This is a genomic window from Streptomyces sp. NPDC058464, assembly GCF_042721035.1.
In the GTDB taxonomy this organism is placed as follows: Bacteria; Actinomycetota; Actinomycetes; order Streptomycetales; family Streptomycetaceae; genus Streptomyces.
Genome location: NZ_JBHXMA010000020.1, coordinates 1 through 23536 on the forward strand (window position 1 = coordinate 1; position 23536 = coordinate 23536).

Genomic DNA, 23536 nt, shown 5'->3' on the forward strand with positions numbered 1-23536 from the left:
CCCTCTGGCGTGGGTGGGGGGGGGGGGGGGGGCGGGGGGGCGACCCAACCCCGCCTCGGGCCCCCCGCCCCGGATCTCACTCGGCGCCGGGTCAAGCTCTGCCCAAGTGACGGGGCGGTCGGAGCCGGTGCCCACCTGGTGGCCTGATCCCGTTAAAAGTTGGCATTCATGCCATGGTGGTGACGGCAGATACGCGGCGACGCTGGACACATGACGAATAACTCCACCGCCCCGATGCGTGCCATCCGCCAGGAGACCCACGGTTCTCCCGAGGTGCTCAAGGAGGTTGAGCTTCCCCGGCCCGTGCCAGGTCTGAGCGAGATTCTGGTCGCCGTACGCGCGGCCGGCGTCAACCCGACCGACTGGTGGAACCGCGCCCGGCCGCTGACCATCGACCGCCTGCCACTCGTCCTGGGCTGGGACGTCTCCGGAGTCGTGGAGGCCGTCGGCACCGGGGTCACCCTCTTCAAGCCGGGAGACGAGGTCTTCGGCATGCTGCCCTACCCCTACGGGGTCGGTTCGCACGCCGAGTACGTGACCGCTCCCGCTCGATCCTTCGCGCACAAGCCCGCTGGTATCGACCATGTGCAGGCAGGGGCTCTCCCGCTCGCGGCCCTCACTGCCTATCAGGCACTGGTGGACACTGCCGATGTCCAGCCTGGGCAGAGGGTCCTCATCCACGCGGCGGCCGGCGGCGTCGGTCACCTCGCGGTCCAGATCGCCAAGTCCCGCGGTGCGTACGTGATCGGCACCGCCAGTGCCGCCAAGCACGACTTCCTGCGCTCCCTCGGAGCGGACGAGGTCATCGACTACCACGCGGTCGATTTCGCCGAGGCTCTCACGGACATCGACGTGGTCCTCGACCCGATCTCGTTGGACACCGCCGCCCGCGCCCGATCCGTTGCCGTCCTGCGCCCGGGCGGCACCCTCGTCTCGATCCTGCCGGTGCCCATCGACCCCGACGAACTGGCCAAGATCGCCGAGCGGGGCATCCGCTTCGAGTCCCTCCTCGTCGAGGCCGATCAGGCCGGCATGAACGCTGTCGTAGGCCTCGTCGAGACCGGTGCTCTGCGCGCCCACATCGAGGCCACCTTCCCGCTCGCCGAGGCGGCCAAGGCCCATGCCCTCGGTGAGACCGGCCGTACCACCGGGAAGATCGTGCTGACGGTGGAGGGGACCGGCAAGGCACAGATCGCCGTCCGGGTCCTCAGGGCCGCGTTCGAAGGCGGCGACACGTCCGTCATCGATGATTTCGTGCGGCCGGACTACATCCAGCACAACCCGCTGGCCCCTGACGGCCCCGAGGCCATGAAGGCCTTCGGCGCCGCCTGGCGACAGCGGTTCCCGGAGGCCACGTACGACGAGGAGCGAGTCATCTCCGAGGGCGACCTGGTACTCCTCCACTCCAGCGGTGTGCTCACCCCCGGCACTCCCGGGCTCGCCGTCATCGACATCTTCCGTTTCCAGGACGGGAAGATCGCCGAGCACTGGGACATCCTCCAGGAGGTGCCGGCGAGCACGGCCAGCGGCAACGACATGTTCTCCACGCTCAGCCGGCCGCGCGCCGAGGCGCCGGGGCAACGGTGGTTCACGGCGTACAACAAGAGGATCGTCACCGACTACGTCGACCGGCTCCTGGTCCGCAAGGACCTGGCCGCCATCGACACGTACGTGGGCCCCGAGTACCACGAGCACAATCCGAACATCTCCGAGGGTGCGGCGGGCGTACGGGCCGGACTGACCGCGTACTTCGAGCAGTTCCCGCAGCTGAGCGTCACGCCGAAGCGGGTCATCGCCGAGGGCGACCTGGTGGCCGTCCACAGCCACTACATCGACGCCCCGGGCGATCGCGGTCGGGCGGTCATCGACCTCTTCCGGGTCAGGAACGGGAAGATCGTCGAGCACTGGGACGCCTCGCAGGACGTACCGGAGACCGCCGCCAACGACAACACGATGTTCTGACGGCGCCGGGCCGCAGCGGTCACGCTGCGGCCCAGGGCGGCGCACTGAAAGCGATCTCCGCCCTCCAGTCTCCGCTGCGGGCTCCAGTACGAGGAGAGAATCATGACCGCATTGCGGTACGAGGTGTTCGTGACACCCGCGATCGCGCAGAGCAGCGGCAGCCTGAACCTTCCCAACGGCGACCCCATGGTGTGGTCGCCCATCTCCACGACCCTGGTCTACGGCGAACACGATGCCGTTCTCGTCGACCCGCCCTTCACCACTCACACTGCCCGTCGGGTGCTCGCCTGGGTGGAGAAAACGGGCAGGAACCTCACCGAGATCTACATCACGCACGGCCACGGTGACCACTGGCTCGGCGCTCCGGTCCTGCTCGAACGGTTCCCCGACGCAGCGGTCCGTGCCACGGCCGGGACCAAGGCCCACATGGCAGGACTGGCCACTCCGGAGTCCCGTGGGCCCTTCTGGGACGTGCTGTTCCCGGGCCAGATCCCGACGGTCCCCATCGACGTGCGGGTCGTCGGAGAAGAGGGGCTGAACCTGGAGGGACACGCACTCACTCCGGTAGAGGTCGGGCACAGCGACGGCGACGACACGACCGTGCTCTGGGTGCCGAGCCTGAAGCTGGCCGTAGCCGGCGACGTCGTCTACAACGGCGTACACCTGGCGCTCGCGGACTCCGCAGGTGGAGGCCGTGACGCGTGGCGTCGCGCACTCGGCCAAGTGGAGGCGCTCGGAGCGGAGTTCGTGGTGGCCGGCCACAAGGACCCCGCCCGCGCGGACGACCCCGGCGAGATCGGTCGTACGCGCCGTTACCTCGACGACGCGGACCGGCTGTTGCGGGGATCACCCGCCCCCACGGAGTTCTTCGACGCGATGCTGAGCCTCCATCCGGAACGTATCAACCCGGGCATACTCTGGTTCAGCGCCCTCAGCCTCCTGAACGGCCGCTCGGCTCAGTAGGCGCCGACTTCCACGGCCTACCGGGTCGGGCCGAGTTGTTGCAGTGGCTGCGCGACAACGGAGTCGCCCGCCGGCACTGACGGGACCGTCCTGGACCGCCCGTATGGTCCAGGACGGAAGTGGTGTGGACGGCATACGGCCGGCGGCTCGATCCGTGGCTCAGGCCGTGGGCACGCTCGGCTGGTTGACGCGCGACGCGTCACCGCCTTGGACATTGTCACGGACGCCGGCGGTCGCCTCGTGCGGCACCCCGAGGGGGATCGCACTGACGTCGGACAGGAGTGCGAACTGCTTGGGGCTGAGCTGTACGTCCAGGGCGTCCAGGTAGTCGTCGAGCTGCGTGAGGTTACGCGGGCCGATGATAGGAATGAATGAAGTCGAGGCTTGGGCGGCACGCTCACGTAGCCAGGCCACTGCCACCTGTGCCGGTGTCGTGCCGGTCTCCTCGGCGATGGCCAGGACGGTGTCGACGACCGCGGTCTTCTGCGCGGTGCTCTCGGTGTGGATGAGAGTCTTGAAGTCGGTCAGCCGCCCCTCGGCGCTGCGGCGGTACTTGCCGGTCAGCAGCCCGCCGCCGAGCGGTGACCACAGGGCGGCGCCCAGTCCCAGACTCTCGGCCATCGGCAGCAGTTCCCGGTCGGCGGTCCTCTCGACGAGGCTGTACTCGATCTGGATGCCCGCGACCGGTGCCCAGTTCTTCAGGTCCGCGAGGGTAGCGGCGCGGGAGACCCGCCATGCGGGGAAGTTGGAAAGGGCGGCGTGGAGGATCTTGCCGGACGAGACCAGGTCGTCCAGTCCGCGCAGGATCTCCTCCATCGGCGTGAGGTCGTCGGGGAAGTGAACCCAGTATAGGTCGATGTAGTCGGTGCCGAGGCGCCTCAGGCTCGCCTCCAGCGAAGTGACCATGTTCTTGCGGCTGTTGCCCGTGCTGGAGATGCCGCGCTGCGGTGTGGCTCCGTTGGTGAACTTGGTCGCCAGGACGAAGTGATCCCGGTCGGCGGCGATGAACTTCCCGACCAGCTCTTCCGACTCGCCGAACTGGTAGCTGTCCGCGGTATCGAGAAACGTGCCGCCGGCCTCGGCGAACCTGTCGAACATCCGGCGCGATTCGTCGGGCTCGGCGCCGGCTCCCCAGCCGGTGCCGAAGTTGCCCGTACCGAGTGCGTACTCGGAGACGCGGAGTCCGGTCCGTCGTCCGAATGTCGTGTAGCGCATAAGTTCTCCTTCGTGCCGATATCACATGGATGGTCGGGTGGGGGCGGTGAGGTTTCGGCCAGGGCGACGACCAGGAGGGGCGAACATGCGGTGCCGGGCGCAGCCTGAACGGGATGCTGCGCCGGCGGGTTACGCATACACGTGCGGCGCGACGCCGGACGTGTATGCATAAACCGATCGGTTTACTCAAGGCTTCACCGTAGTTGATACCGACGACCCCTGTAAACCGATCGGTATCCTCGGGGATATGGACGAACTTCACTCCGCGCGTCGGCGTCGTGGTGCCCGGGAGCGGATCCTCAAAGCGGCGACCGAGCTGTTCACGGCGCAAGGGATCAACGCGACCGGGATGGAGCAGCTGTCAACCGCCGCCGCCGTGTCGAAACGCACTCTCTACGCGCACTTCTCCAGCAAGGACGACCTCGTCGTGGCGTACTTGAGCACCTTGAGGGGCGGTCTCCTCCCCGCCCTCCCAGGGTCCGATCAACCGTCCCGGAGTCCGCGCGAGCAACTCCTCGCTGTCTTCGACTGGAAGCCGCCGCAGAGTGTCGCTCCCGTCCGGGGCTGCCCGTTCCTGAACGTGAGTGTCGAGGTGCCCGACCCCGGGCGCCCCGCCCATCAACTGGTCGCGGCGCACAAGAGGGAGTTCGCCCGCCGCCTCTCGGAGATCGCACGACAGGCCGGCATCGCCGCTCCGGAGGTCCTTGGTGAACAACTCGCGCTGCTCTACGACGGTGCGGCGGCACGCGGTACCGTGCTCAACAGTAGGCACACCGGTGCGTGTGCGAGATCCATCGCAGAGTCGCTGATCGACGCCGCCCTCGCCGGCGCCGACACGACATCAGAGAGATGAGGGCAGCAGCCTCACGAGGGCTGGGGCCGTTGGCAGCCGGCGGCGTGTTCTTGGTGTGCGCGACCCTGCTGACCGCGTTCGTTGCCACGGAGACCAAGGTCAGGCCCCCTGTCGCCCCTCTGCGGTGACGACCGTGACCGCGGCGGTGTCTTGCGTCGTGGAAGGCCACGTCAACCGGATCAAAATGATCAAGCGCCAAATGTGCGGCCGGGTTGGCTTCGGCCTGCTATGGAAGCGAGGCCTGCTGGCCTGACTGCAGCTTTGTCGCTCAACGAGCGGGTCCGTTCAGCTGATCGCGAGCGTCACGGGATCCAGGCCCAGCTTGTTCCGGCATGAGTCGACGGCCCGGGTGACCCAGGCAGTCACGGCGTCGCGATCCGGAGCGATGGCGTGAAGCTCGCGTGCCTTCTCGTGGGCTTGGACCATCCACGGGGCCAGCGGGTCCTCTCGAAGGACTCGCTCGAAATGCTCGCGGGCCGTGGCCGGTTCTCCGGCCAGAGCGGCTGCGATCCCGGCGTCGAAGCTGTCCCAGAGGAATCCCCGTCGCACCGGCCTGGACGTCAGGTACCGGGCTACGTCCGGCAGAGCCGGGAACATCTCCCTCAGCGCGGTCACGTTCGCAGCCGCCTGCCGGCCGAGTTCGAGTGCCAGCGGCGTGAACTGGTCCTCGGTGCGAAACGGCTCGGGGCCGGTCCGGAATGCGTCTGAGTGGAAGGCCAGGTGGTCCACGTCGTGCCACAGCCACATCGTACCGACGTACAGACCGCTGCCGGCGGTCCGCGGCGGAGTGAATTCCACGACCCCGAGCCACCACTCGTGATCATCGATCCACAGCCGCGACCGCCCGCGCTGGACCAGGCCGAGCGGCTTCAGGGACTCCCGCGCTGCCGAGGTGACGATCCGGAGCACCGCACTGCGATCTGCCATGACCGGCATTGTCGACCGTTCCACCGACATCACCATCGGTCGTGGTGGTGGCACTCACCATGTACAGCAGCTTTCAACAACACGGAGCGCTGTCGGCTTGCGGAAGCCTGTAGCGATGCGCGGATTGCCGCCGGCCCGTCTGCGGGTGCGACGGCAGATCCACGCGAGGGCCCGGCCAGCGCAGTTCAACGGGCTGGCGATATTGGTGCTGTCATATCGCTTGAGGTCCTCCTGTCGAGCGACAGCCGTATGCGGTCCGGCCAAGCCCGCCGACGACACCGCGCGCCTGCTGACGCCGGTGACATGCTGCCTGGCATGTCAGACGACAAGCCACTGCTGATTCGTCCCGGCGTTGCAGCTCGACTGGTCCAGAGCCGCCCCGTTGGCGGTCGAAGCTCCGGCGACCTCAAGGCACTTGCCGCTGTTGACGTTGGCGAGGGTGACGTAGCCGCCGATCACCGCCGTCTTCGTCCATAGCTGCTCTGCGGCCCCGGTGCACGTCGACTGGACGGCGACCGCACCGTCGGCGGTGGAGGCACCGGAGATTTGGAGGCACTTACCGCTGTTGACGTTGACCAGCTCGTAGTTGGTGCCGACGGCCGTCGACACCCACTGCTGGTTGGCCCCTGAGTTGCAGTTGCCCGAGTTCACGGCCGCGCCGTCGGCCGTGCTGAGGTACCAGACGTCCGCGCACTTGGCGCTGTTGCGGTTCAGCAGGTGGTTGTTCGCCGCTCCCAGGGGGCCGGCGAGGATGGGCCAGCCACCGGAGAAGGTGACCTGGCGGATGTCGAGGGTCTCCTGCCCGGAGTTGTTGCCGTCGTAGTAGTGGTAGGCGAGGAACTTCGACGAGCCGTCGTCATAGGCGTCCGCACCGCCTGCGGCCACTCTCGGGTAGGCACCGGTGAGGATGCTGGTCCCGCCGCCGGAGGCCATGTCGGTGCCGTTCTGGTCGAGGTACGGTCCTGTGATGCTGGTGGACTTGCCGACCACGGTGTAGTAGGTGCTGTTGACCCCGTTGCAGCAGTTCCCCTTCGAGCCGAAGAGGTAGTAGTAGCCGCCGTTGAGGATGATGGTCGGGTTCTCGATGCCGATGGCGATGTGCCAGAGGTTGTTGTCGGTGGTGGAGAGCTTGCCCGTGGTCCCGTCCAGGACGTGCATGTAGGTGCCGCTGCCGGTCCAGGAACCCCAGGAGATGTACAGCCGGCCGTCCGGCCCCCAGTCGACGTTGGGGTCGATCGGGTAGTTGACGTCCGTGACCATGCCCTGGTCGGTCCAGGGGCCCTCGATGTTCGTGGCCGTGGCCAGGCCCATCACGGCGTACGACGTGCCCCAGAGCGAGCCTGCGTAGTACAGGTGGTAGACGCCGTTGAAGTACTTGATGTCGGGGGCCCAGATGTTCGGCGGGGTCGAGCCGAGCTTGGTGGTGATCCAGGACGGGGTCGACTCCCAGACGTTGCCGATCTTGGTCCAGCCGGTGGCCGGGGTGCTGTCGCACGTCCTGCGTTCGGTGATGGACCCGCTCGGGTTGAGCGAGTCGTGCTCGAATCCGGTGGAGAACCCGTAGTAACAGCTGCCGACCTTGATGACGGAAGGGTCGTGCATACGGATGTCACCGCTGAGGGCCTGTGCCGGACCGGCGGTGGCCAGACTCAGGAAGGCCATGAGGGCGGCCACGATCGTGGCGAGGGCGGCATGGATGCGCCGTCTGCGGATTCCAGGGCGTGGCCTTGCGGGGCGATATCTGGTCATGCGGACTCCTTGTGTCACTGATGCGGGTTCGACCGAGCAACCGACGGCCAGCCATCGGCTCTCGGGGGAGACCGCCGCCCGGTACGGTCCGTCTACGCCTCCGCCCTCGGGAGACGGGCCCACGGAACGGAGAGGGAGCGTGCGGGGCAGGAGGACGTCGCCTGTCGGCTCGTGCAAGCGGCGGAGACCATCGATGGGTGGTCAGCCCTGGGACGCCGTGGTCGACTGTCCGTCTACGGAAGGGCGAGGCTAGTTGATCTTGGTGATCGTCCAGCGCTGTGCGTCTGCGGTCGAGGTGGACTCCTGGTCCAGCAGGGCTCCGTCGCCGGTCGATGCGCCGACCACCGACAGCGCCAGTCCGCTGACGCGGTTGACCACCTGGTATTTACCGTCGCTGGTGTCGATGAGAGACCACTGTTGGGACGTTCCGCCGGATGCCGGCTTCTGGACGACCGCGCTACCGCTGGTGGTGGCCCCCGCCGAGTCGAGGAGGTCTCCGGTGAACGTGTTCGTGATCGTGTAGTAGGAGCCGGTCTGTGTGAAGGTCCAGTACTGGTCCGGATGGTTCACATCGCGGTACTGGTCTGCCTGCGTTCCGTCACCGCTTCCGATCACCTCCGCGTATTTTCCGCTGTTGACGTTGGTCATCACGAACTGTCCGCCGGTGAAGTCGGGCGCCGCCGTCTGGACGAGGTTCCACCGCTGGTTCGCCGAGGACGTGAGCGGTGCCTGGGTGACCTGCTCGTTGGTAGAGGTCTGGCCGTTCGCGTCGGTCGCCATGGTCAGCGCCAGGTCGCTTCGCCGATTGGTGAGGGTGTATCCGCCGGCCGGTGACGGTTCGACCGACCAGTCCTGCTCCGCACCGCCCGTCGCCGTCCACTGGATGACGCCCGCGCCGGAGGACAGGGATCCGCCCGGAACAGCGAGGTACTTGCCGTTGAAGGTGTTCAGGATGCGGTAGTACCCGTTGCTCTGGAGCAGGAACCGCCAGTTGTGGTCGCCCGTTCCGTTGTCCGGCGCCTGGACGACCGGAGCCCCGTTGTTGCCGTTGGGCACGCCCAGCACCTGGGAACTGAGGTTGTTCTGGACCTTGTAGCCGGCACCTGTCGAGATGCCGCCGCCGTAGTCGTCGATGCCGTAGGTCACCACGTTCTGGCTGCCGTGGTTGGACAGGCTGCCGCCTCGGGTGACCAGCAGGCTCTTGCCGTCGGCCAGGGGGAGCAGGCCGCGGCTGTAGCCGGCGATGGTGTTGGAGAACATGCGCACCCAGGTCGCCCCGTTGTCCGTGCTCTTGTACAGCTGCTGGTCGCTGTAGGCCTGGACGACGATCGTTCCGTTCGGGCCGCCGGTCGGGAGCCAGGTGACGTACGGATTACCGGCCGGGCGAATGTTGTCCGTGGTGACGAGCCGTACTCCCGTGACCGAGCCGAAGGCCTCCGGATCGGACGCGATCTTGTAGTAGACGGGACAGCCGCCACTCGGCGCGTTGCAGTACTCGTAGGTGAGGATGTAGTTCCCGTTGCCGAGGCGGGTGACGATCGCCATGCCCGGGCGCGCGTTGTAGTCCGCGTACGTGACATCGTCGACCTCGGACGACCAGTTGACGCCGTCGGTCGTCGTGAAGTGGCCGAGCTTCTGGCCGTGCGCGGGGTCCCGCTGGTCCGAGATATAGGCGATGAGCTTGTTGTTCGCCACGAGAAAGTACGGCTCCCAGACGGGGGTGTACCCATTCGTAGCGACGGCCGCGCCGCCGGTGGCGATCGAGCTGACGAAGCTCCAGGTCACTCCGTGATCGGTGCTGGCATACATGTCGATCTTGGTCGCGGAGTTGTCGGTGGGGATGGAGTCGCCCGCCGCGATGATCGTGCCGGCCGGGAACGAGCCGATCGCCTGCGGAAGCTCGTAGAGCGTCGGTTCGAGCTGGATGTTGTTCCACGAGTTGGCCTGGTCCTGGATCGTGGAGATCTGCGTCCAGGTATGCCCTGAGTCGGTGCTGCGGTACACCGGCATGCCGTTGCTGGAGTACTGCTCGAAGGACGCGAGGAGCGTGCCGTTGGCGTCGGTGCTGTGCTGAAGCCTGATCGAGTGCGCATAGATCGAGCCGTAGGACGGTGCTCCGCTCGGCGGCTGCCACATGACGCCGCCGCTGTAGGTGACGGCGTGGGCGGACACAACCGGTGCTGTGAAGGGCACCAGGGCGGCCACCGCGCCGATTGCGGCGACCTTCGCCCATGATCGTCTGTTCCTGTGCATGGATTCGTGACTCCCTCGACGGTGAGAGAAGGGCAGGGAACGCAGGGCGGGCGTGAGCTCGCCACTTACTCCGAAGCAGAAGGGCAGCGCCGATCCGGTCGAGCCACGGCCGGGCGTGGCACCGGAAACGTCATCGCTGGGTGGGGATGCAAGACACGGAGGACGGGATTGATGCGCTTCAACCCCATTGGCGATGCCGAGGCTGACACCCTCCGCGCCGCCCGTCAAGAGTCTGCGCATGCATCGCGCAGGCCGAGCCCCCACGCCTGGTCGCACCTTCTCTGGAAAGCCCAGTCGAACTGTGGACGGCCCGGGGGCGTGCGGCGACTCGCGTGCGCAACGCCGGTGAACCACCGCGACCTCGGCATTCGTGCCACCATGGGGCGCGTCGACGGGCGGGACCGCTGTAGACGTTGGAGCGCTTTAACGGAAGCGTGTATCCTGCGGCTGTCCACACCAGCCTGGCCCCGTCAGTTCGCGTCCAGGCCGATCAAGACCGGAAGTCGAGGAGCGTCGTGGCAGCCGCAGGTCCACGGGCAAACGGGCACGCCGGTCCGAGCATGCAGGATGTCGCGAAGGCGGCGGGCGTCTCGCTCGGCACAGTGTCGAACGTCCTGAACCATCCGGCCAAGGTCAGCCCGGTGACGGCGCAGCGCGTGCGCGAAGCCATCGCCCGGCTGGGTTTCGTGCGCAACGACGCGGCCCGATCGCTGGCGTCCGGGTCGAACAACAGCGTCGGGATGGTCCTCGCGGATATCGAGAACTCGCTGTTCATCGACATGGCGCACGGCGCACAGGAGGCGGCCCGGGCGGCCGACCTCAACCTGCTGCTCGCGAACACGACGTGCGACATGGGACTCCAGGACGAGTACCTGGACCTTTTCGACCAAGCCAGGGTGACCGGCGTTCTGCTGGCTCCGATGGAGGACTCCACCGCCGGCATCGCCAGGATGCGCTCGCACGGACGGCAGATCGTGCTGCTCAACTTCTCGCCGAAACCGGGCACATGCTGCTCGGTGCTGGTGAACAACGAGCACGTGGGGTATCTCGCGGCACGCCACCTCATCGACACCGGGCGTACCAGGCTGGCGTACGTGGTCGCGCACGACGACTACCAGCCCGTGCTTGAACGGCGCAGGGGGGTGCGCGCGGCGGTCGAGGAGGCCGGTGCCGGCGTGACGCTGGAGGAGATCGACAGCGCCGGTCTGACCACGGCGCACGGGCACATGGTCGGGAAGGAGCTCGCCGGCCGGAAGCCCGGCGACCTGCCCGACGGCCTCGTCGTCGTCGCGGACGAGCTGGCCAACGGCATCATCCACGAACTGCACACAGTGGCCGGTATCGGCGTACCCGACCAGGTCGCGGTCGTCGGGTGCGAGAACAACCGCACGGCCGGTTCCGCGGCGGTGCCCCTGACCGCGGTGGACCTGCCCGGGCGAGCCATGGGCCAGGAGGCGATGCGGCTGCTGATGGACGAGGTGGCCTCGGGCGAACGGCATCGTCACGCCACCGTCGTACTGGAGCCGGAGCTGATCATCCGCGCCAGCGCGCCGCGCTGACCACGAAGTCCCCGCCCGCCTCTCCGGCTGGGGTCGGTTCCCCTGGCGTGCCCTGATTCTTGTCGTAGTGCGCACATTGCGGTTCGGAAATATCACCGAATCATCCTTGACATGGCCGTGAAGTGGGCCGTAGGTTCCGGGGCAACATTGAAGCGCTTCAACGCGCTGTGCACTGCGAGGAGCAACCCCGTGCACCACACCCTCAAGCCCCGCACTCTCGTCACCCTGGCGACCGCCACCGCCGCCGGCCTCGTACTGAGTGGCTGCGGCGGCACGAACGCGTCGAGCAGCGGCGCCAAGGACTACTCCCTCACCATCAACGACGACAACCACATCGTGCAGCAGGAGCTCAAGTCCCTGAGCACCGGCGCGTGCAAGACGCCGAACGCGGCTCTGCCGCTGAAGATCCAGACGCTGCCGATCAGCAATGTCGACCAGAAGGTTCAGCTTCTCGCCGGGCAGGACGCGCTGCCCGTGCAGTTCGCGGCGGGCGGTACTCCGGCGCTGACCAAGACGCTGGACAAGGCCGGCCAGGTCCTCGACCTCGAAAAGACGCTCAAGAGCCTCGGGGTGTGGGACGACATCCAGCCGGCCGCAGTCAAGACGGTGCAGAACCTGTACGGCAAGTTCAACGTGATGCCCTACCAGTTCAACATCGAGGGTATCTGGTACAACAAGAAGATCTTCGCCGCCCATCACATCGCCGTTCCGACGACGTACGACGAGCTGGTCGCGGCCGCGGCGAAGCTGAAGGGCGCGGGAGTGACCCCCTTCTCCGCGGCGGGCAAGGAGGGGTGGCCCCTCACCCGTCTCGTCAGCGGCTACCTCTACCGGGAACTGGGCCCGGACGCCCTGCAGGCCGTGGCGGACGGCAAGGCGAAGCTGACCGACCCCGAGTACGTCAAGGCCGCGCAGGCCATCGCCGACCTGGGCAAGGCCGGCTACTTCGGCAAGGGTGTCGGATCGATCGACTACGACACCGGGGTGCAGCAGTTCCTCACTGGCAAGGCCGCGATGTTCTACATGGGCAGCTGGGAGCTGGGCGACTTCAACGACAAGACCAAGAACCAGGTCGGCGCGGACAACATCGGCTTCATGGCGTTCCCGACCGTCGCCGGCGGCAAGGGGTCCGCGGACCAGATCCCGGCCAACGTCGGTCTCCCGGTCGCCGTTTCGGCGAAGTCGTACGACTCCAAGGTCGGCGACTGGCTCTCCTGCACCGCCAAGAACTACGGCGCCGCCTCGCTGAAGGACCAAGGGACGATCTCCGGGTTCAAGCCCACGGGCGACACCGGCACGCTGCCGCCGCTCACCCAGCAGGTGCAGGACACCATCTCGAAGACCACGACCAGCACCCTGTGGTTCGAGGCGCTGTTCAACACGAAGGCGACCGAGACCAGCCAGACGAACGCCGCACCGCTGGTCACCGGATCCCTCTCCGCGCAGGACTTCATGAAGAAGGTCCAGGCGGACCTGGACAACGGCTGACCGTCCGCCATCACCCGCGAACCGTTCCGAACCCTTCGTGAAAGAGCCGTCATGCGTTCAGTTCTGGGAGACCGCCGCGCCCTTGCCATCCTGCTGGGCCCGGCACTGCTCGTGTACACACTGGTGATGCTGGTGCCGATGGGCTGGTCCCTGGGCTACACCTTCTTCAAGGGGAACGTCATCGAGGGGTTCACCTTCGACGGGTTCGGCAACTTCGAGAAGCTGTGGCACGACCCGCAGGCGCATTCGGCACTGTGGTTCACCTTCAAGTACGGGATCGTCGTCAGCGTCGGGCAGGTGCTCTGCGGGTACCTGCTCGCCCTGCTCTACGTGTTCGTGCTGCGCAAGTCGTCCGCGCTCATCCGCACGCTGGTGTTCTTCCCGGTGATCCTTCCGACGGTCGCCGTGGCCCTGATGTTCCAGAAGCTCTTCGCCGTCGCGCCGCAGAACGGCCTGGCCAACACCGCCATCGAAGCGCTGGGCATCCACCACGGCGACTGGTTCGCCGGCAGCGGCGGATCCTTCCTCGTCCTGGTCGTGATGGACGTGTGGCGCTCCATGGGCTTCTACGGCGTTCTCATCTACGCGGGACTGCTCGACATACCCGAGGAGACGATCGAGTCCGCACGGATGGACGGCGCCACGGGATGGCGGCTGATCCGGCACATCGTCCTGCCGCTGTCCTGGCCGGTGGTGCTGTCGTCGGCCGTGTTCAGCATCAACGGCACGCTCAAGGTGTTCGACTCGGTCCTCGCCCTGACCAACGGCGGACCCGGCAGCGACACCACACCCCTGACGCTGTACATGTTCCGCACCGCGTTCTCCTACGGCGACTACGGCTACGGCAGCACCATCGCGTCGCTGCTCACCGTCGTCTGCCTGGGCGTCTCCCTCATCATCTTCCGCTTCTCGCGACGCGACCTGACCAAGGGCTGAGCTCCCCATGACCGACACCCTGACGGCACCGCCGCGGAAACTCCTCACCCACCCCCCGACGGCACCCCGGCGAAAGGGCCGGCCCGCCCGGCGTCTGGTACGGAACGCCCTCGTCGCCCTCCTGCTGGTGATCGAGGTGGCGCCCCTGCTGTGGTTGCTGCTGAGCTCCTTCAAGACCCAGTCCGAGTTCGTCAACGACCCCGCATGGTCGCTTCCGAAGAACTGGGGCTTCCACAACTACACCGAGGCATGGACAACCGGGCATGTCGCCCTGTACATCCGCAACAGCCTCCTGGCCACCGTGCCCTCGCTCGCCCTCATCGTCCTGCTCGGCGTCGCCGCGGGCTTCGCCCTGGAGGTGATGGTCTGGCGCGGGCGCCACCAGGTCCTGCTCGCCTTCCTCGTCGGCATCATGGTGCCCAGCCAGATGATCCTGCTTCCCCTGTTCCGGGTGTACTTCCAGGCCGGACTGTCCGGGACACTGTGGCCGCTGATCCTCACCTACACCGCTGCCGGCCTCCCGCTGACCGTCTTCATGATGGCCACCTACTTCCGCTCGATCCCACGCGAGGTGTTCGAAGCCGCCACGCTCGACGGGGCGAGCATCCTCACAGCCTTCTGGCGCATCGCCTTCCCCATGGTCCGCAACGCCGTCTTCACGGTGGGGCTGGTGCAGTTCTTCTTCGTCTGGAACGACCTGCTCATCTCACTGACGTTCACCACCAACGACGACCTGCGCACCATCCAGGTCGGGCTGCTCAACTTCACCGGGCAGTACGGCGAGACGGCCTACGGCCCCCTGTTCGCCGCGATCAGCATCAACGTGGTCGGCGCCCTGGTCCTGTACCTGCTGATCAACCAGCGCATCATCAAGGGCCTGACCGCCGGGGCGGTGAAGGGATGAGCCACGAGCCGACACCCGTCGTGGCCGAGCCCACCGCGGAACACCACCGGGAGCCGCTCGGTATCGGTGAGCCGGCGCCCCGGATCTCCTGGAAGACGACAGCACCGCCAGGCTGGACGCAGCAGGCATACCAGCTGGAGGTCACCGGCGCCGATGGCGCGCACCGTACCGACTGGGCGGCCGGCGAGGACTCCGTGCTCGTCGACTGGCCGTACCGGCCACTGGCGTCACGGGAACGCTCCGCGGTACGCGTCCGGGTCCGCGGCGCCGACGGCACGACCAGCGACTGGAGCCCGGCCCTGTACCTGGAGACGGGTCTGCTGGAACCTGCTGACTGGACCGCGCACGCGATCTCGCCGCAGTGGCCGGACAACGACCGGCGCCCGCCGATGCTGCGCAAGGAGTTCCCCGTCGGGGCGCAAGTGGAGCGCGCGCGGCTCTACGTCACCGCCCACGGGCTGTACGAGATCGAGATCAACGGCCGGCGTGTCGGCGACCACACCCTCGCGCCCGGCTGGACCAGCTACGACCACCGACTGCGCTACCAGACCCACGACGTCACGGAACACCTGCGCGACGGCGACAACACAATCGGCGCGTGGCTGGCCGACGGCTGGTACCGCGGACGGCTGGGCTTCCACGGCGGCCACTCCCACCTCTACGGCGACCGGCTCGCCCTCATCGCCCAGCTCGAGATCGTCCACCGCGACGGAACCCGCACCACCATCGGCACCGACACCTCCTGGCGAGCTGCCCACGGACCGATCGTTTCCAGCGGCCTGCTCGACGGCGAAACCTACGACGGCCGCGAGGAACAGCCCGGATGGTCCAGCCCCGGATTCGACGACAGCGGCTGGTCACCGGTCGACATCGTTCCCCGCGATCCGGCGACACTGGTCGCCCCCACCGGGCCGCCGGTGCGCTGTACCGAGGAGATGGCCCCGGCCCGGGTGACCGCCCTCGACGCCGACCGTCTCCTGGTGGACTTCGGACAGAACCTCGTCGGCAGGGTCCGTATCACCGTGACCGGTCCGGCCGGACACACGGTCGTCATCCGGCACGCCGAGGTGCTCCAGGACGGCGAGCTGTGCGTGCGTCCCCTGCGCGACGCCCTCTCCACCGACCGGTACGTCCTGCGCGGCGAGGGCCGCGAGACCTGGGAACCGCGGTTCACCGTCCACGGCTTCCGCTACGCGGAGATCACCGGCTGGCGCGGCGCCGATCCTCACCACGACATCACCGCCCGCGTCCACCACACCGACATGGCCCGGACCGGCTGGTTCGAGTGCTCCGATGACCAGGTGAACCGGCTGCACGAGAACGTGGTGTGGAGCCTGCGCGGCAACTTCGTCGACCTGCCCACCGACTGCCCGCAACGCGACGAACGGCTTGGCTGGACCGGCGACATCCAGGTCTTCGCGCCCACCGCCGCCTTCCTGTACGACTGCCACGGCATGCTCGCATCCTGGCTGCGCGACGTCGCCGTCGAGCAGCACGACGACGGGACCGTGCCCTGGTACGTACCGGCCATCCCCGGTGGCCCCCAGTGGACTCCGGCCAGACCCGGCGCCGGCTGGGGCGACGTCGTGACGCTGACCCCGTGGGCGCTCTATCAGGACTCCGGAGACACCGGCCTGCTGGCCGCCCAGTACGACAGCGCACGGCGCTGGGTCGACCTCATCACCGAACTCGCGGGCCCATCCGGCCTGTGGAACGACGGCTACCAGCTCGGCGACTGGCTCGACCCCGCCGCGCCCCCCGAAGACCCCGGGGCCGGCCGCACCGACCGCCATCTCATCGCCACCGCCTACTACGCCTGGTCCGCGCGGCACACGGCGTGGATCGCGGGCGTCCTCGGCCTCGACGAGGACCGCCACCATTACGAGAAGCTCGCGCACCGGGTACGCCAGGCCTTCCTCGATACCTATGTACTGCCGTCCGGTCGGATGACCAGCGACACCCAGACCGCCTACGCCGTCGCCCTCCAGTTCGACCTGCTCCCGGATCCGGCCGCCAGAACGATCGCGGGAGACCGCCTGGCCGAACTGGTCGCCGAAGGCAGGCACACCATCCAGACGGGTTTCATCGGCACACCGCTGGTGACACCCGCACTCAGCGCCACCCAGCACGTCGACACCGCCTACACCCTGCTCCTCCAGCAAGAGTGCCCCTCCTGGCTGTACGCGCTGAAGCACGACGCCACCACCATCTGGGAACGCTGGGACAGCATGCTGCCCGACGGCACCGTCAACCCGGGCGACATGACCTCCTTCAACCACTACGCCCTCGGCGCGGTCGCCCAGTGGCTGCACACCACGGTCGCCGGGCTGACCGCCGCCTCACCCGGCTACCGCGACATCCTCTTCCGCCCACGACCGGGCGGCGGCATCACCTGGGCCGGCGCCGCCCACGAGTCACCGTACGGCCGCGTGGCGATCCGCTGGGAACTGCACGCCTTGGGCATGGAGGTGCACACGACGGTGCCCACCGGGACTACAGCACAGATCGAGTGGCCCGATGGCGGCGTGACCACCCTTGCGACGGGTACCACCACGAGCTGGCGACCGGAGCGCCACACCGAACTGCCGACACCGCCCGCCCCTCATGACTGAGCCTGCTCAGTAGCGAGATCTGACCCTAGTGGCTCAGCACCAGGCTGTCCGAAGGCAGTAACGTGCAAGCGATGGACGCAGTCGCGGAAAGCAGGACAGCGTCGCCCTCCAGTCCTCCGTTACTCCCCTCTACGGGCAGCCCGCAGCGGAGGGACTGGCGGCTCTCCAGTGACTGCGCGGCACGGGAGCTGTCGCACATGTACCTGCATTGATGAACTGCAGGGGTTGCCGCACCCCGGGAGCAGGGCCCGGGACACCGCCGTATGGGAAGTCGAAGGACGAGACTGGGTCGACCCGTGGTGAGCGCACCGGCCATCCCTGCGAAGTTCTCGATCGGGACCCGACTGCCTACCAGGTCTCGTGGTGTTGACGTTCAGCCATTGTGCGAGCGCCGCCTCACAGTTGTGTGAGGCGGCGCTCGCACAATGGTGCAACCCCACGGTCGTCCACCCATCATGCGGGGGCGGCCGTGGGGTCGAGGGGGTCAGGCGGCGAGGAAGTCGGCGATCTGCTTGGTGAAGGCCTTGGCGTACTGGAAGAGGAAGGCGTGGCCGGCGCCGGTGTAGAGCACGAGGGTGGCGTTGTCGAGGTGCTGGACCGCGATGTAGGAGTTATGGGCGGGGATCAACACGTCGTGCAGGCCGTTGGCGTACAGAACAGGTTGCTTGATGGCCTCCAGCCCCGCCCGCATCTCGTCGAAGGGGACGGCAAGAAGCATGCCCACCGCGGCGAGCTGGCCGTTCGCCGCCGCCTCGGAGATGCCAGGGCCTCTGGCTGCGAGCCGGGTGGAGACGTGGCTCAAGTGGTCCCGCCCTGCAGCGCGGGCCGCGTCGGTGTCCGGATAGAACAGGTACATCATGTCGTCCTGGTCGCCGCAGTCGGGCTTGGACATGATGCCCAGGACCTTCTCACTCATGGGCGGTGCGCCGGGCACCCAGCCGGCCGGGCCGCTGCCGGCCACGATGAGCTTGCGGACCAGTTCGGGGCGCCGCAGGGCCACACGCTGGGCCACGATGCCGCCCAGGGACCAGCCCAGCAGGTCCACGTGCGCAAGGCCGAGCGCCTCGACGAACTCGACGGCCCCCTCGGCGAACCCTTCGAGGGAGTCGCGCGGTTCACCGTCGGTGTAGCCGACGCCGACGTTGTCGAACAGAATCACGTCGTGGTCGGCGGCCAGGTAGTCCAGGAACTCCGGGTCCCACCAGTCGATAGTCCCCCGGAGCCGGTTCAGCAGGATCAGCGGGACGCCGCCCTGCGGACCCATCCGCCGATAGGTGAAGCGCGCGGAGGGGCCCTCGACGGTGAGGTCCTCGGCTTTGTCTGCCAGATACGTGGTCATGGTGTGCTTCTCCTGCTGATGGGGTGCGTGATACCTAGCGGGTCTGCTGGCACAACACACCGACGTGCCGGGACTGCGAGGCGGAGTTCTGTTCACCCGCGCCCGATGTACTGAGCTGGCGCTACCGACCACGTCGTTGACGTAGACGTCACCTGGTGCGCGAGTTCACCCGAGGCGGATCAGCCGCCGCGACAGGTGACGCCCATGTCTTCGGACTCATTCCGATCACCTCGGAATCCGCCTCCCCAAGCGCAAGGGCGCCACCCGGGGCCAACAGTTAAATTACGATCGTAATGTTATGTGCGGGGGGTGGCGGGCGCAAGTGAGTCCTTGCGGCCGACTATGGCCCGCGGCACGCCACGAACGACCAGGCAACGAGCCAGCGCAACGCGTGGCGGGTGTGAGGTTGCCCAGCCCGACACCTGCCGCCGACGCCGCGGAATCAATGAATTACGCCGACCAGGTGGACGCCCCATCTCCGCCCAGGGGGCGTCGAGTCCGGTCACGGCAACGTTCATGGCGTCTCTCTCCTGCGGTGGCGCGGCTGTTCGGCGGGGCGCCGGGGGTGGGACGCGGGGTGCTGGGCGAGAGGGGCGGACGGGGGCAAGGGGCCGTGGGTCCTCGGAGGCACCTCGTACGGTGGCGCGGAGCAGGCAGGGGGCGAAGAGTCGGCTCGGAGGGTTGATGAGGCGGTAGGCGCGGTCGAGTGCGCGCTGGGCCTTTCGCGCGTACCACTCCGGTGGCCGTGAAGCGGCACCTGGACGGGACCCGATCCTGTCGCTCGTCGGCCGGCCGGCGGCCGTATGGCGGTAGCGGTAGCGCCGACAGCTGCCGGGGTGTCACCTGTGCCGAGAGGTGAGTACGGGCCGTACCCCGAGTGACTGCGGGATCAGTTCGAGGAGGCGATCTGGCGGCTCCGCACCAGCAGCCGGCGGCGGGAGACACCCGGCGAGTGTGACCCGTGGCCTACTGCCTGCGACCGCTTCTGGGTGTGGAGGAACGCCGGCGTCTTCATCGCACGGCTCGAAGGCCTGATCGCCGACGTCGCCCGCCGGGGACAGGCGGACCTGTCCCTGGCCGGCGTGGGCTCCACGACTGCCCTTGCCCGCCACGACGCAGCCGGGATGCGCATCGGCGAGGAGGTCATGGATGCCCTTGAAAGAGGCTGCCATGGAGCAGGAGCAAGCCCGACAAAAGGTGTCATTCGGCGAGTCAGGCCGCCGTGCGCGGGCAGCCGGTCGACCGGATCGGCCACCCGCACTCCACCGACAGAACCGTGGTGTCAGTCGCCGTTGCCCGGCTGGGTCCACGTCTGTCCGTCCATCGTGGTCGTCATGGTGCCGGTGGCGTCGAAGTAGTTCCCCAGCGCACGTGGTGACAGAGCGAACCCGTCGGGTCCGGTCACCTTGGTGCCGGTGTGCCGTCCGGACAGTCCCAGGTTCTCGTGCCAGGTCACGGAGCTGATCGTGGTGTCGCTGCCCCGCTCGGCGCTTTCCGTGCCGTTGACGACGTCCGTGCCGTTGTCGCTGAAGTCTCGGTAACTGACCTGGATCTTCGTGATCAGCGCGTTCGAGGCGTCTGCGGTGATCACCACGTCGGCTGTTCCGTGGGACTTGCCCGGCAACGTGTAGCTGCCTGCGGGCAGGTGTGCGCGGGTCGGGAACGCCTGGCCCGCCGTGTACGGGGTGCCCCAGGGGACGGAGTCGGAGATCGGGGCCGGCGGGGTGGCCCGACCCGGGTGGAGTTCGGGGAACCGGGCGATCATGACCCGGCTGTGGCGGCCGCCGGGCTCGGTGGACACCGGGCAGGGCAGGGGGTTGGCGCCGCCGCACGCGGGCGAGGTCACCAGGTTCTCCGGCCACACCACCGCGGTGCTGTCCGCCAGCCACACCGGGTCGGCACCGGCGTTCCAGGCGGGATCAGCCCCCGGGTCGATCGGGACGCCGCGGCCGTCGGCCGCGTGGACGAGGTAGGGGAGGAAGAACCGGCGCTCTCCGTTGTTGCGGATGCCCGAGATATGGCCGGTGGTGGGCAGCTGGTCCGTGATCGGCGGGATGCCCTCCATCCCGGAGATGAAGTCGAGGCGGCCGGATCCCACCACCTCTTCGGCGATCAGCCACCGGCCGTCGGGGGACATGAACATGGGATCCGTGTACTCGGCGTGCCGGGTCAGCGGGCGTGACCGGCCCGTGGCCAGCGAGGTTGCCCACGCGTCTACGCTGTCCGACTCGTACGACTGCACGCCCAGAGCCGCCTTCCCGTCACTGGTCCAGCCCCGGAACTCCCCGATCATCCCCGCCGGGTTGAACCTCAGCCGGTTTCCGCGCTCCACGACGTAGGGCTGGTACTGCGGGGCGCCGTTGTACAGCAAGGTGACGTGCGTGAGGTTGTAGCGTCCGGCGGCCCTGTCGAACTCCAGTCGACCTACGGAGCCGAACTCGTCGTAGGCGCCGTTGTCCACGACGGCGGTGTTCCAGCCCAGGTGTACCCCGTCCGGATTGAGCCGCCACTCACGGGTCTGGCCGCCGCCGATGGTTCCGCCGAGCGGCCGGCCGCCCAGCTCGATCGGGTAGATGTGCATGCGGTCCGGCGTGCAACGGGGGTCGGTCACCTGGTGCCTGCCGCAGTCCAGGACCCCGTTGCCGACCAGCACCCGGCGGTCGCCGGGAAACGCGTACGGCGGCGGATAGGTGTAGCTGGCGGTGTCGATGTCCTGCCGGTTGGCGGCCGGCACACCGCAGGTCAGGCACTTCCAGCCGTCCCCGTTGGAAAAGGTGGTGCCATCGGTTCTGACCAGTAACACCTGGGGCCCGCTGTAGACATTCGCCGGATCCGGCGCGGGAGGGGCGCCGGCGAAGTTCACTCCGAGCAGCACGTAGCGGGGGTCCGAGAAGAAGCCCGGCGACCCCAACGCACCCCAGGCGGCTGAGACGCACCCGGTCCGGTGCGGGTTCACCGTGGTCGTGCACGAACCGGGGGCCGCAGAGGGAGCTGTCGGCGGGAGGGGGAGCTCGCTGATGTCAGCGGCCGCGGGCAGTCGTACGCTGCCCTTGGTTACGGCCGACGGGGCGGACGTGGCCGCCGGTGCTGCCTGCGCGGACAGAAGAACAAGTGCGGTGGCGGACAGCAGCACCGTCTTGAGGTGGCCAATCCCGCTTCTGGCTGTGCTCGTGTGTCTCACGTCGTTTCTCCTCCACGCCATCCATACGGCGGAGCCCGATTGAGCCGTTTTGGCAGCAGTGATTGCAGTCTGTGAGAATAGCGTTCTCGTCATGGGTGGCCAAGGAGTTGTGTCGTGGTCGCTGAGGGCAGCTCTGGTTGCGCAGCTCGTCCCGAGGTGAGCAAGGAGTTTGAGTGCGACTCCGCCGACGCCTCAGTCCAGTCGGCGACAGGGCTGGGCGTGTGCCATCTGGCTATCCGGCGGGACTCCACTGGGGAGCCTGCGGCGCGGGCCCGGGGCCCTGGGAACTCTCTTGAGAGGGCCGGATGTGATCCTCGCTGATCGTGTTCCTGAGACCCGCCGGCATCGCCGCTGCCAGCGCACCTGCCCCGGTAGCCGCATCCCCTGCACATCGGCGTCGTCCACCACGAACAGGTCCGCCCGCCGCCGCAGCACCGGCCCGCTGCGGGCAACCGCCGCCGAGCGCTACGTACGGCGGTACAGCGCCAGTGAGCGCAACGCCATCTGCTGCACCATCCGACCCGCGGGAAACCGAACTTCGCGATCGCCTGCAACGTCACCGGCACCGCCGTACCGCCCCGCAACCGACCGGGCAACGCCATATCCAGCAGACAGGTGAACTCCCGTAGCCACATTCCCGTCGTGACCGCCAACTTGGCAGCCGGCATAGCCCGACGGTCCAGCGCTTGCGGACCACGGTTTCCGGTGCGAGACGCACCTGGAGCGACCGCTCCGCACACTCCAGCACTCCGTCCAGCGATTCCTGGCGTAGATCCACAGCGTGATGTGCAGCCAGCGTCATATGCGGGACCGTGGCAAGAACGGCGTACCGGCGCCTCGGAAGGAATCCCTTGTCGGGGGTGGCGGCCTCTACTGGTGTGGGGGCGTGTGGGTGGGGCAGCGCCGAGGTGCTGCGGGATTCTGCTGTGGTGGTGGCGGCCGCGAAGACGCCGAGCGCCGCCGTTCTCTGAGTAGGTCTTGTTGACCAGGTCGCGTGAAGACGTCCGCTCGACGCCCACACGACCGTCACCACCACAAGCAGGAGGACGGCCCACATGCCCTGACCAGAGGCATCACGGGCCCGGCTCGAAGTAGGCGGTGACAGCCCTCACTGCTCGAACACCCTGGTGACTCGACCTGACGCCCGGGGGCTGTTGGAAAGGAATTAGGTCGCGTGGTTGGCCAGAAAGAGAGCCAGTGGTCCGGCGGGCAGGAGGAAACGCCCCTCGTGAGCGGCCTGCACCGCGTCGTCCATCGGCCACCACATGAGCTTGAAGTCCTGCTCCGTCTCGGTGAGCTCTTGCGCGCCGAGCGTGAGTTCACGGGCCTCGAACAGATGGACCCGCGCCGTAGAGCCGAGAGTGATCGCGTACGCGCCGAGTGGGCGCCACCTTTCTGCGGTGACTCCTGCCTCCTCGCGGAGTTCGCGGCGGGCGCACCCAAGCGGGTCTTCGCCGGGCTCACGGCGGCCACCGGGGAGAAAGAGGAACTCGCCCCCGTGGTTGGGGAAGTCGGCGCTCAGCAGGGCTACCAGACCCTGTGCGTCGCGAGCCACAACTACGGAGGCGTCTCGCATCACTTCGGTGCTCATGCCG

14 protein-coding genes and 2 pseudogenes are annotated in these 23536 nt (G+C 67.9%); 9 read left to right on the top strand and 7 right to left on the bottom strand.

All coding sequences use genetic code 11. The features are described from left to right. Positions 1-234: 234 nt before the first annotated feature. The 3 genes and pseudogenes from ACFWPQ_RS25180 to ACFWPQ_RS25190 form a co-directional block, all read left to right on the top strand. Positions 235-1173, top strand: a pseudogene (locus tag ACFWPQ_RS25180) (NADP-dependent oxidoreductase); the annotation flags it as partial. A gap of 30 nt (positions 1174-1203) precedes the next feature. Continuing rightward, a pseudogene (locus tag ACFWPQ_RS25185) lies at positions 1204-1962 on the top strand (nuclear transport factor 2 family protein); the annotation flags it as partial. 102 nt (positions 1963-2064) lie between these two features. Next, positions 2065-2925, top strand: a complete 861-nt coding sequence (locus ACFWPQ_RS25190; RefSeq protein ID WP_384038887.1) for an MBL fold metallo-hydrolase — start codon at positions 2065-2067, stop codon at positions 2923-2925. A gap of 159 nt (positions 2926-3084) precedes the next feature. On the opposite strand, the gene ACFWPQ_RS25195 is transcribed toward ACFWPQ_RS25190, so the two are convergent. Then, positions 3085-4140 carry an aldo/keto reductase gene (locus ACFWPQ_RS25195; RefSeq protein ID WP_383716956.1) on the bottom strand — a complete coding sequence of 352 codons (1056 nt, stop codon included), beginning with the start codon at positions 4138-4140 and terminating at the stop codon, positions 3085-3087. Positions 4141-4387: 247 nt separating this feature from the next. Here ACFWPQ_RS25195 and ACFWPQ_RS25200 point away from each other — a divergent pair, with 247 nt between their 5' ends. Beyond that, complete coding sequence (locus ACFWPQ_RS25200) at positions 4388-4993, top strand: TetR/AcrR family transcriptional regulator (protein ID WP_384038890.1); 606 nt, start codon at positions 4388-4390, stop codon at positions 4991-4993. A 285-nt stretch (positions 4994-5278) separates the two neighbouring features. Here ACFWPQ_RS25200 and ACFWPQ_RS25205 read toward each other — a convergent pair whose 3' ends face one another. From ACFWPQ_RS25205 to ACFWPQ_RS25215, 3 genes are all read right to left on the bottom strand, one after another. Continuing rightward, positions 5279-5920 (bottom strand): hypothetical protein, encoded by a 642-nt coding sequence (locus tag ACFWPQ_RS25205; RefSeq protein ID WP_383716961.1) that lies wholly within the window; start codon positions 5918-5920, stop codon positions 5279-5281. Between the two features lie 318 nt (positions 5921-6238). Continuing rightward, positions 6239-7669 (bottom strand): family 43 glycosylhydrolase, encoded by a 1431-nt coding sequence (locus tag ACFWPQ_RS25210; protein ID WP_383716964.1) that lies wholly within the window; start codon positions 7667-7669, stop codon positions 6239-6241. A gap of 249 nt (positions 7670-7918) precedes the next feature. Continuing rightward, positions 7919-9922 (bottom strand): RICIN domain-containing protein, encoded by a 2004-nt coding sequence (locus tag ACFWPQ_RS25215; RefSeq protein ID WP_384038893.1) that lies wholly within the window; start codon positions 9920-9922, stop codon positions 7919-7921. 560 nt (positions 9923-10482) lie between these two features. Here ACFWPQ_RS25215 and ACFWPQ_RS25220 point away from each other — a divergent pair. The 5 genes from ACFWPQ_RS25220 (at position 10483) to ACFWPQ_RS25240 (ending at position 17421) form a co-directional block, all read left to right on the top strand. Further along, positions 10483-11481 carry a LacI family DNA-binding transcriptional regulator gene (locus ACFWPQ_RS25220; RefSeq protein WP_383716968.1) on the top strand — a complete coding sequence of 333 codons (999 nt, stop codon included), beginning with the start codon at positions 10483-10485 and terminating at the stop codon, positions 11479-11481. Between the two features lie 189 nt (positions 11482-11670). Beyond that, on the top strand, positions 11671-12969 hold the full coding sequence (locus tag ACFWPQ_RS25225; protein WP_384038896.1) for an ABC transporter substrate-binding protein: 1299 nt from the start codon (positions 11671-11673) through the stop codon (positions 12967-12969). 51 nt (positions 12970-13020) lie between these two features. Further along, entirely contained in the window at positions 13021-13905 is an 885-nt protein-coding gene (locus ACFWPQ_RS25230; RefSeq protein ID WP_383716974.1) for a carbohydrate ABC transporter permease, read from the top strand. 7 nt (positions 13906-13912) lie between these two features. Beyond that, positions 13913-14809, top strand: coding sequence for a carbohydrate ABC transporter permease (locus tag ACFWPQ_RS25235; protein ID WP_383716976.1), 897 nt, complete (start codon positions 13913-13915; stop codon positions 14807-14809). After that, a complete protein-coding gene (locus tag ACFWPQ_RS25240; RefSeq protein ID WP_384038899.1) occupies positions 14806-17421 on the top strand; it encodes a family 78 glycoside hydrolase catalytic domain in 2616 nt (871 codons plus the stop codon). Before ACFWPQ_RS25235 ends, ACFWPQ_RS25240 begins: the two co-directional genes overlap by 4 nt. A gap of 484 nt (positions 17422-17905) precedes the next feature. Here ACFWPQ_RS25240 and ACFWPQ_RS25245 read toward each other — a convergent pair whose 3' ends face one another. From ACFWPQ_RS25245 to ACFWPQ_RS25255, 3 genes are all read right to left on the bottom strand, one after another. Next, positions 17906-18760: an alpha/beta fold hydrolase gene (locus ACFWPQ_RS25245; protein WP_384038901.1), complete on the bottom strand. Its 855-nt coding sequence runs from the start codon at positions 18758-18760 to the stop codon at positions 17906-17908. A gap of 1282 nt (positions 18761-20042) precedes the next feature. Beyond that, positions 20043-21563: a hypothetical protein gene (locus ACFWPQ_RS25250; protein WP_384038904.1), complete on the bottom strand. Its 1521-nt coding sequence runs from the start codon at positions 21561-21563 to the stop codon at positions 20043-20045. Between the two features lie 1543 nt (positions 21564-23106). Next, complete coding sequence (locus tag ACFWPQ_RS25255) at positions 23107-23532, bottom strand: NUDIX domain-containing protein (protein WP_384038906.1); 426 nt, start codon at positions 23530-23532, stop codon at positions 23107-23109. Between the last annotated feature and the right edge of the window lie 4 nt (positions 23533-23536).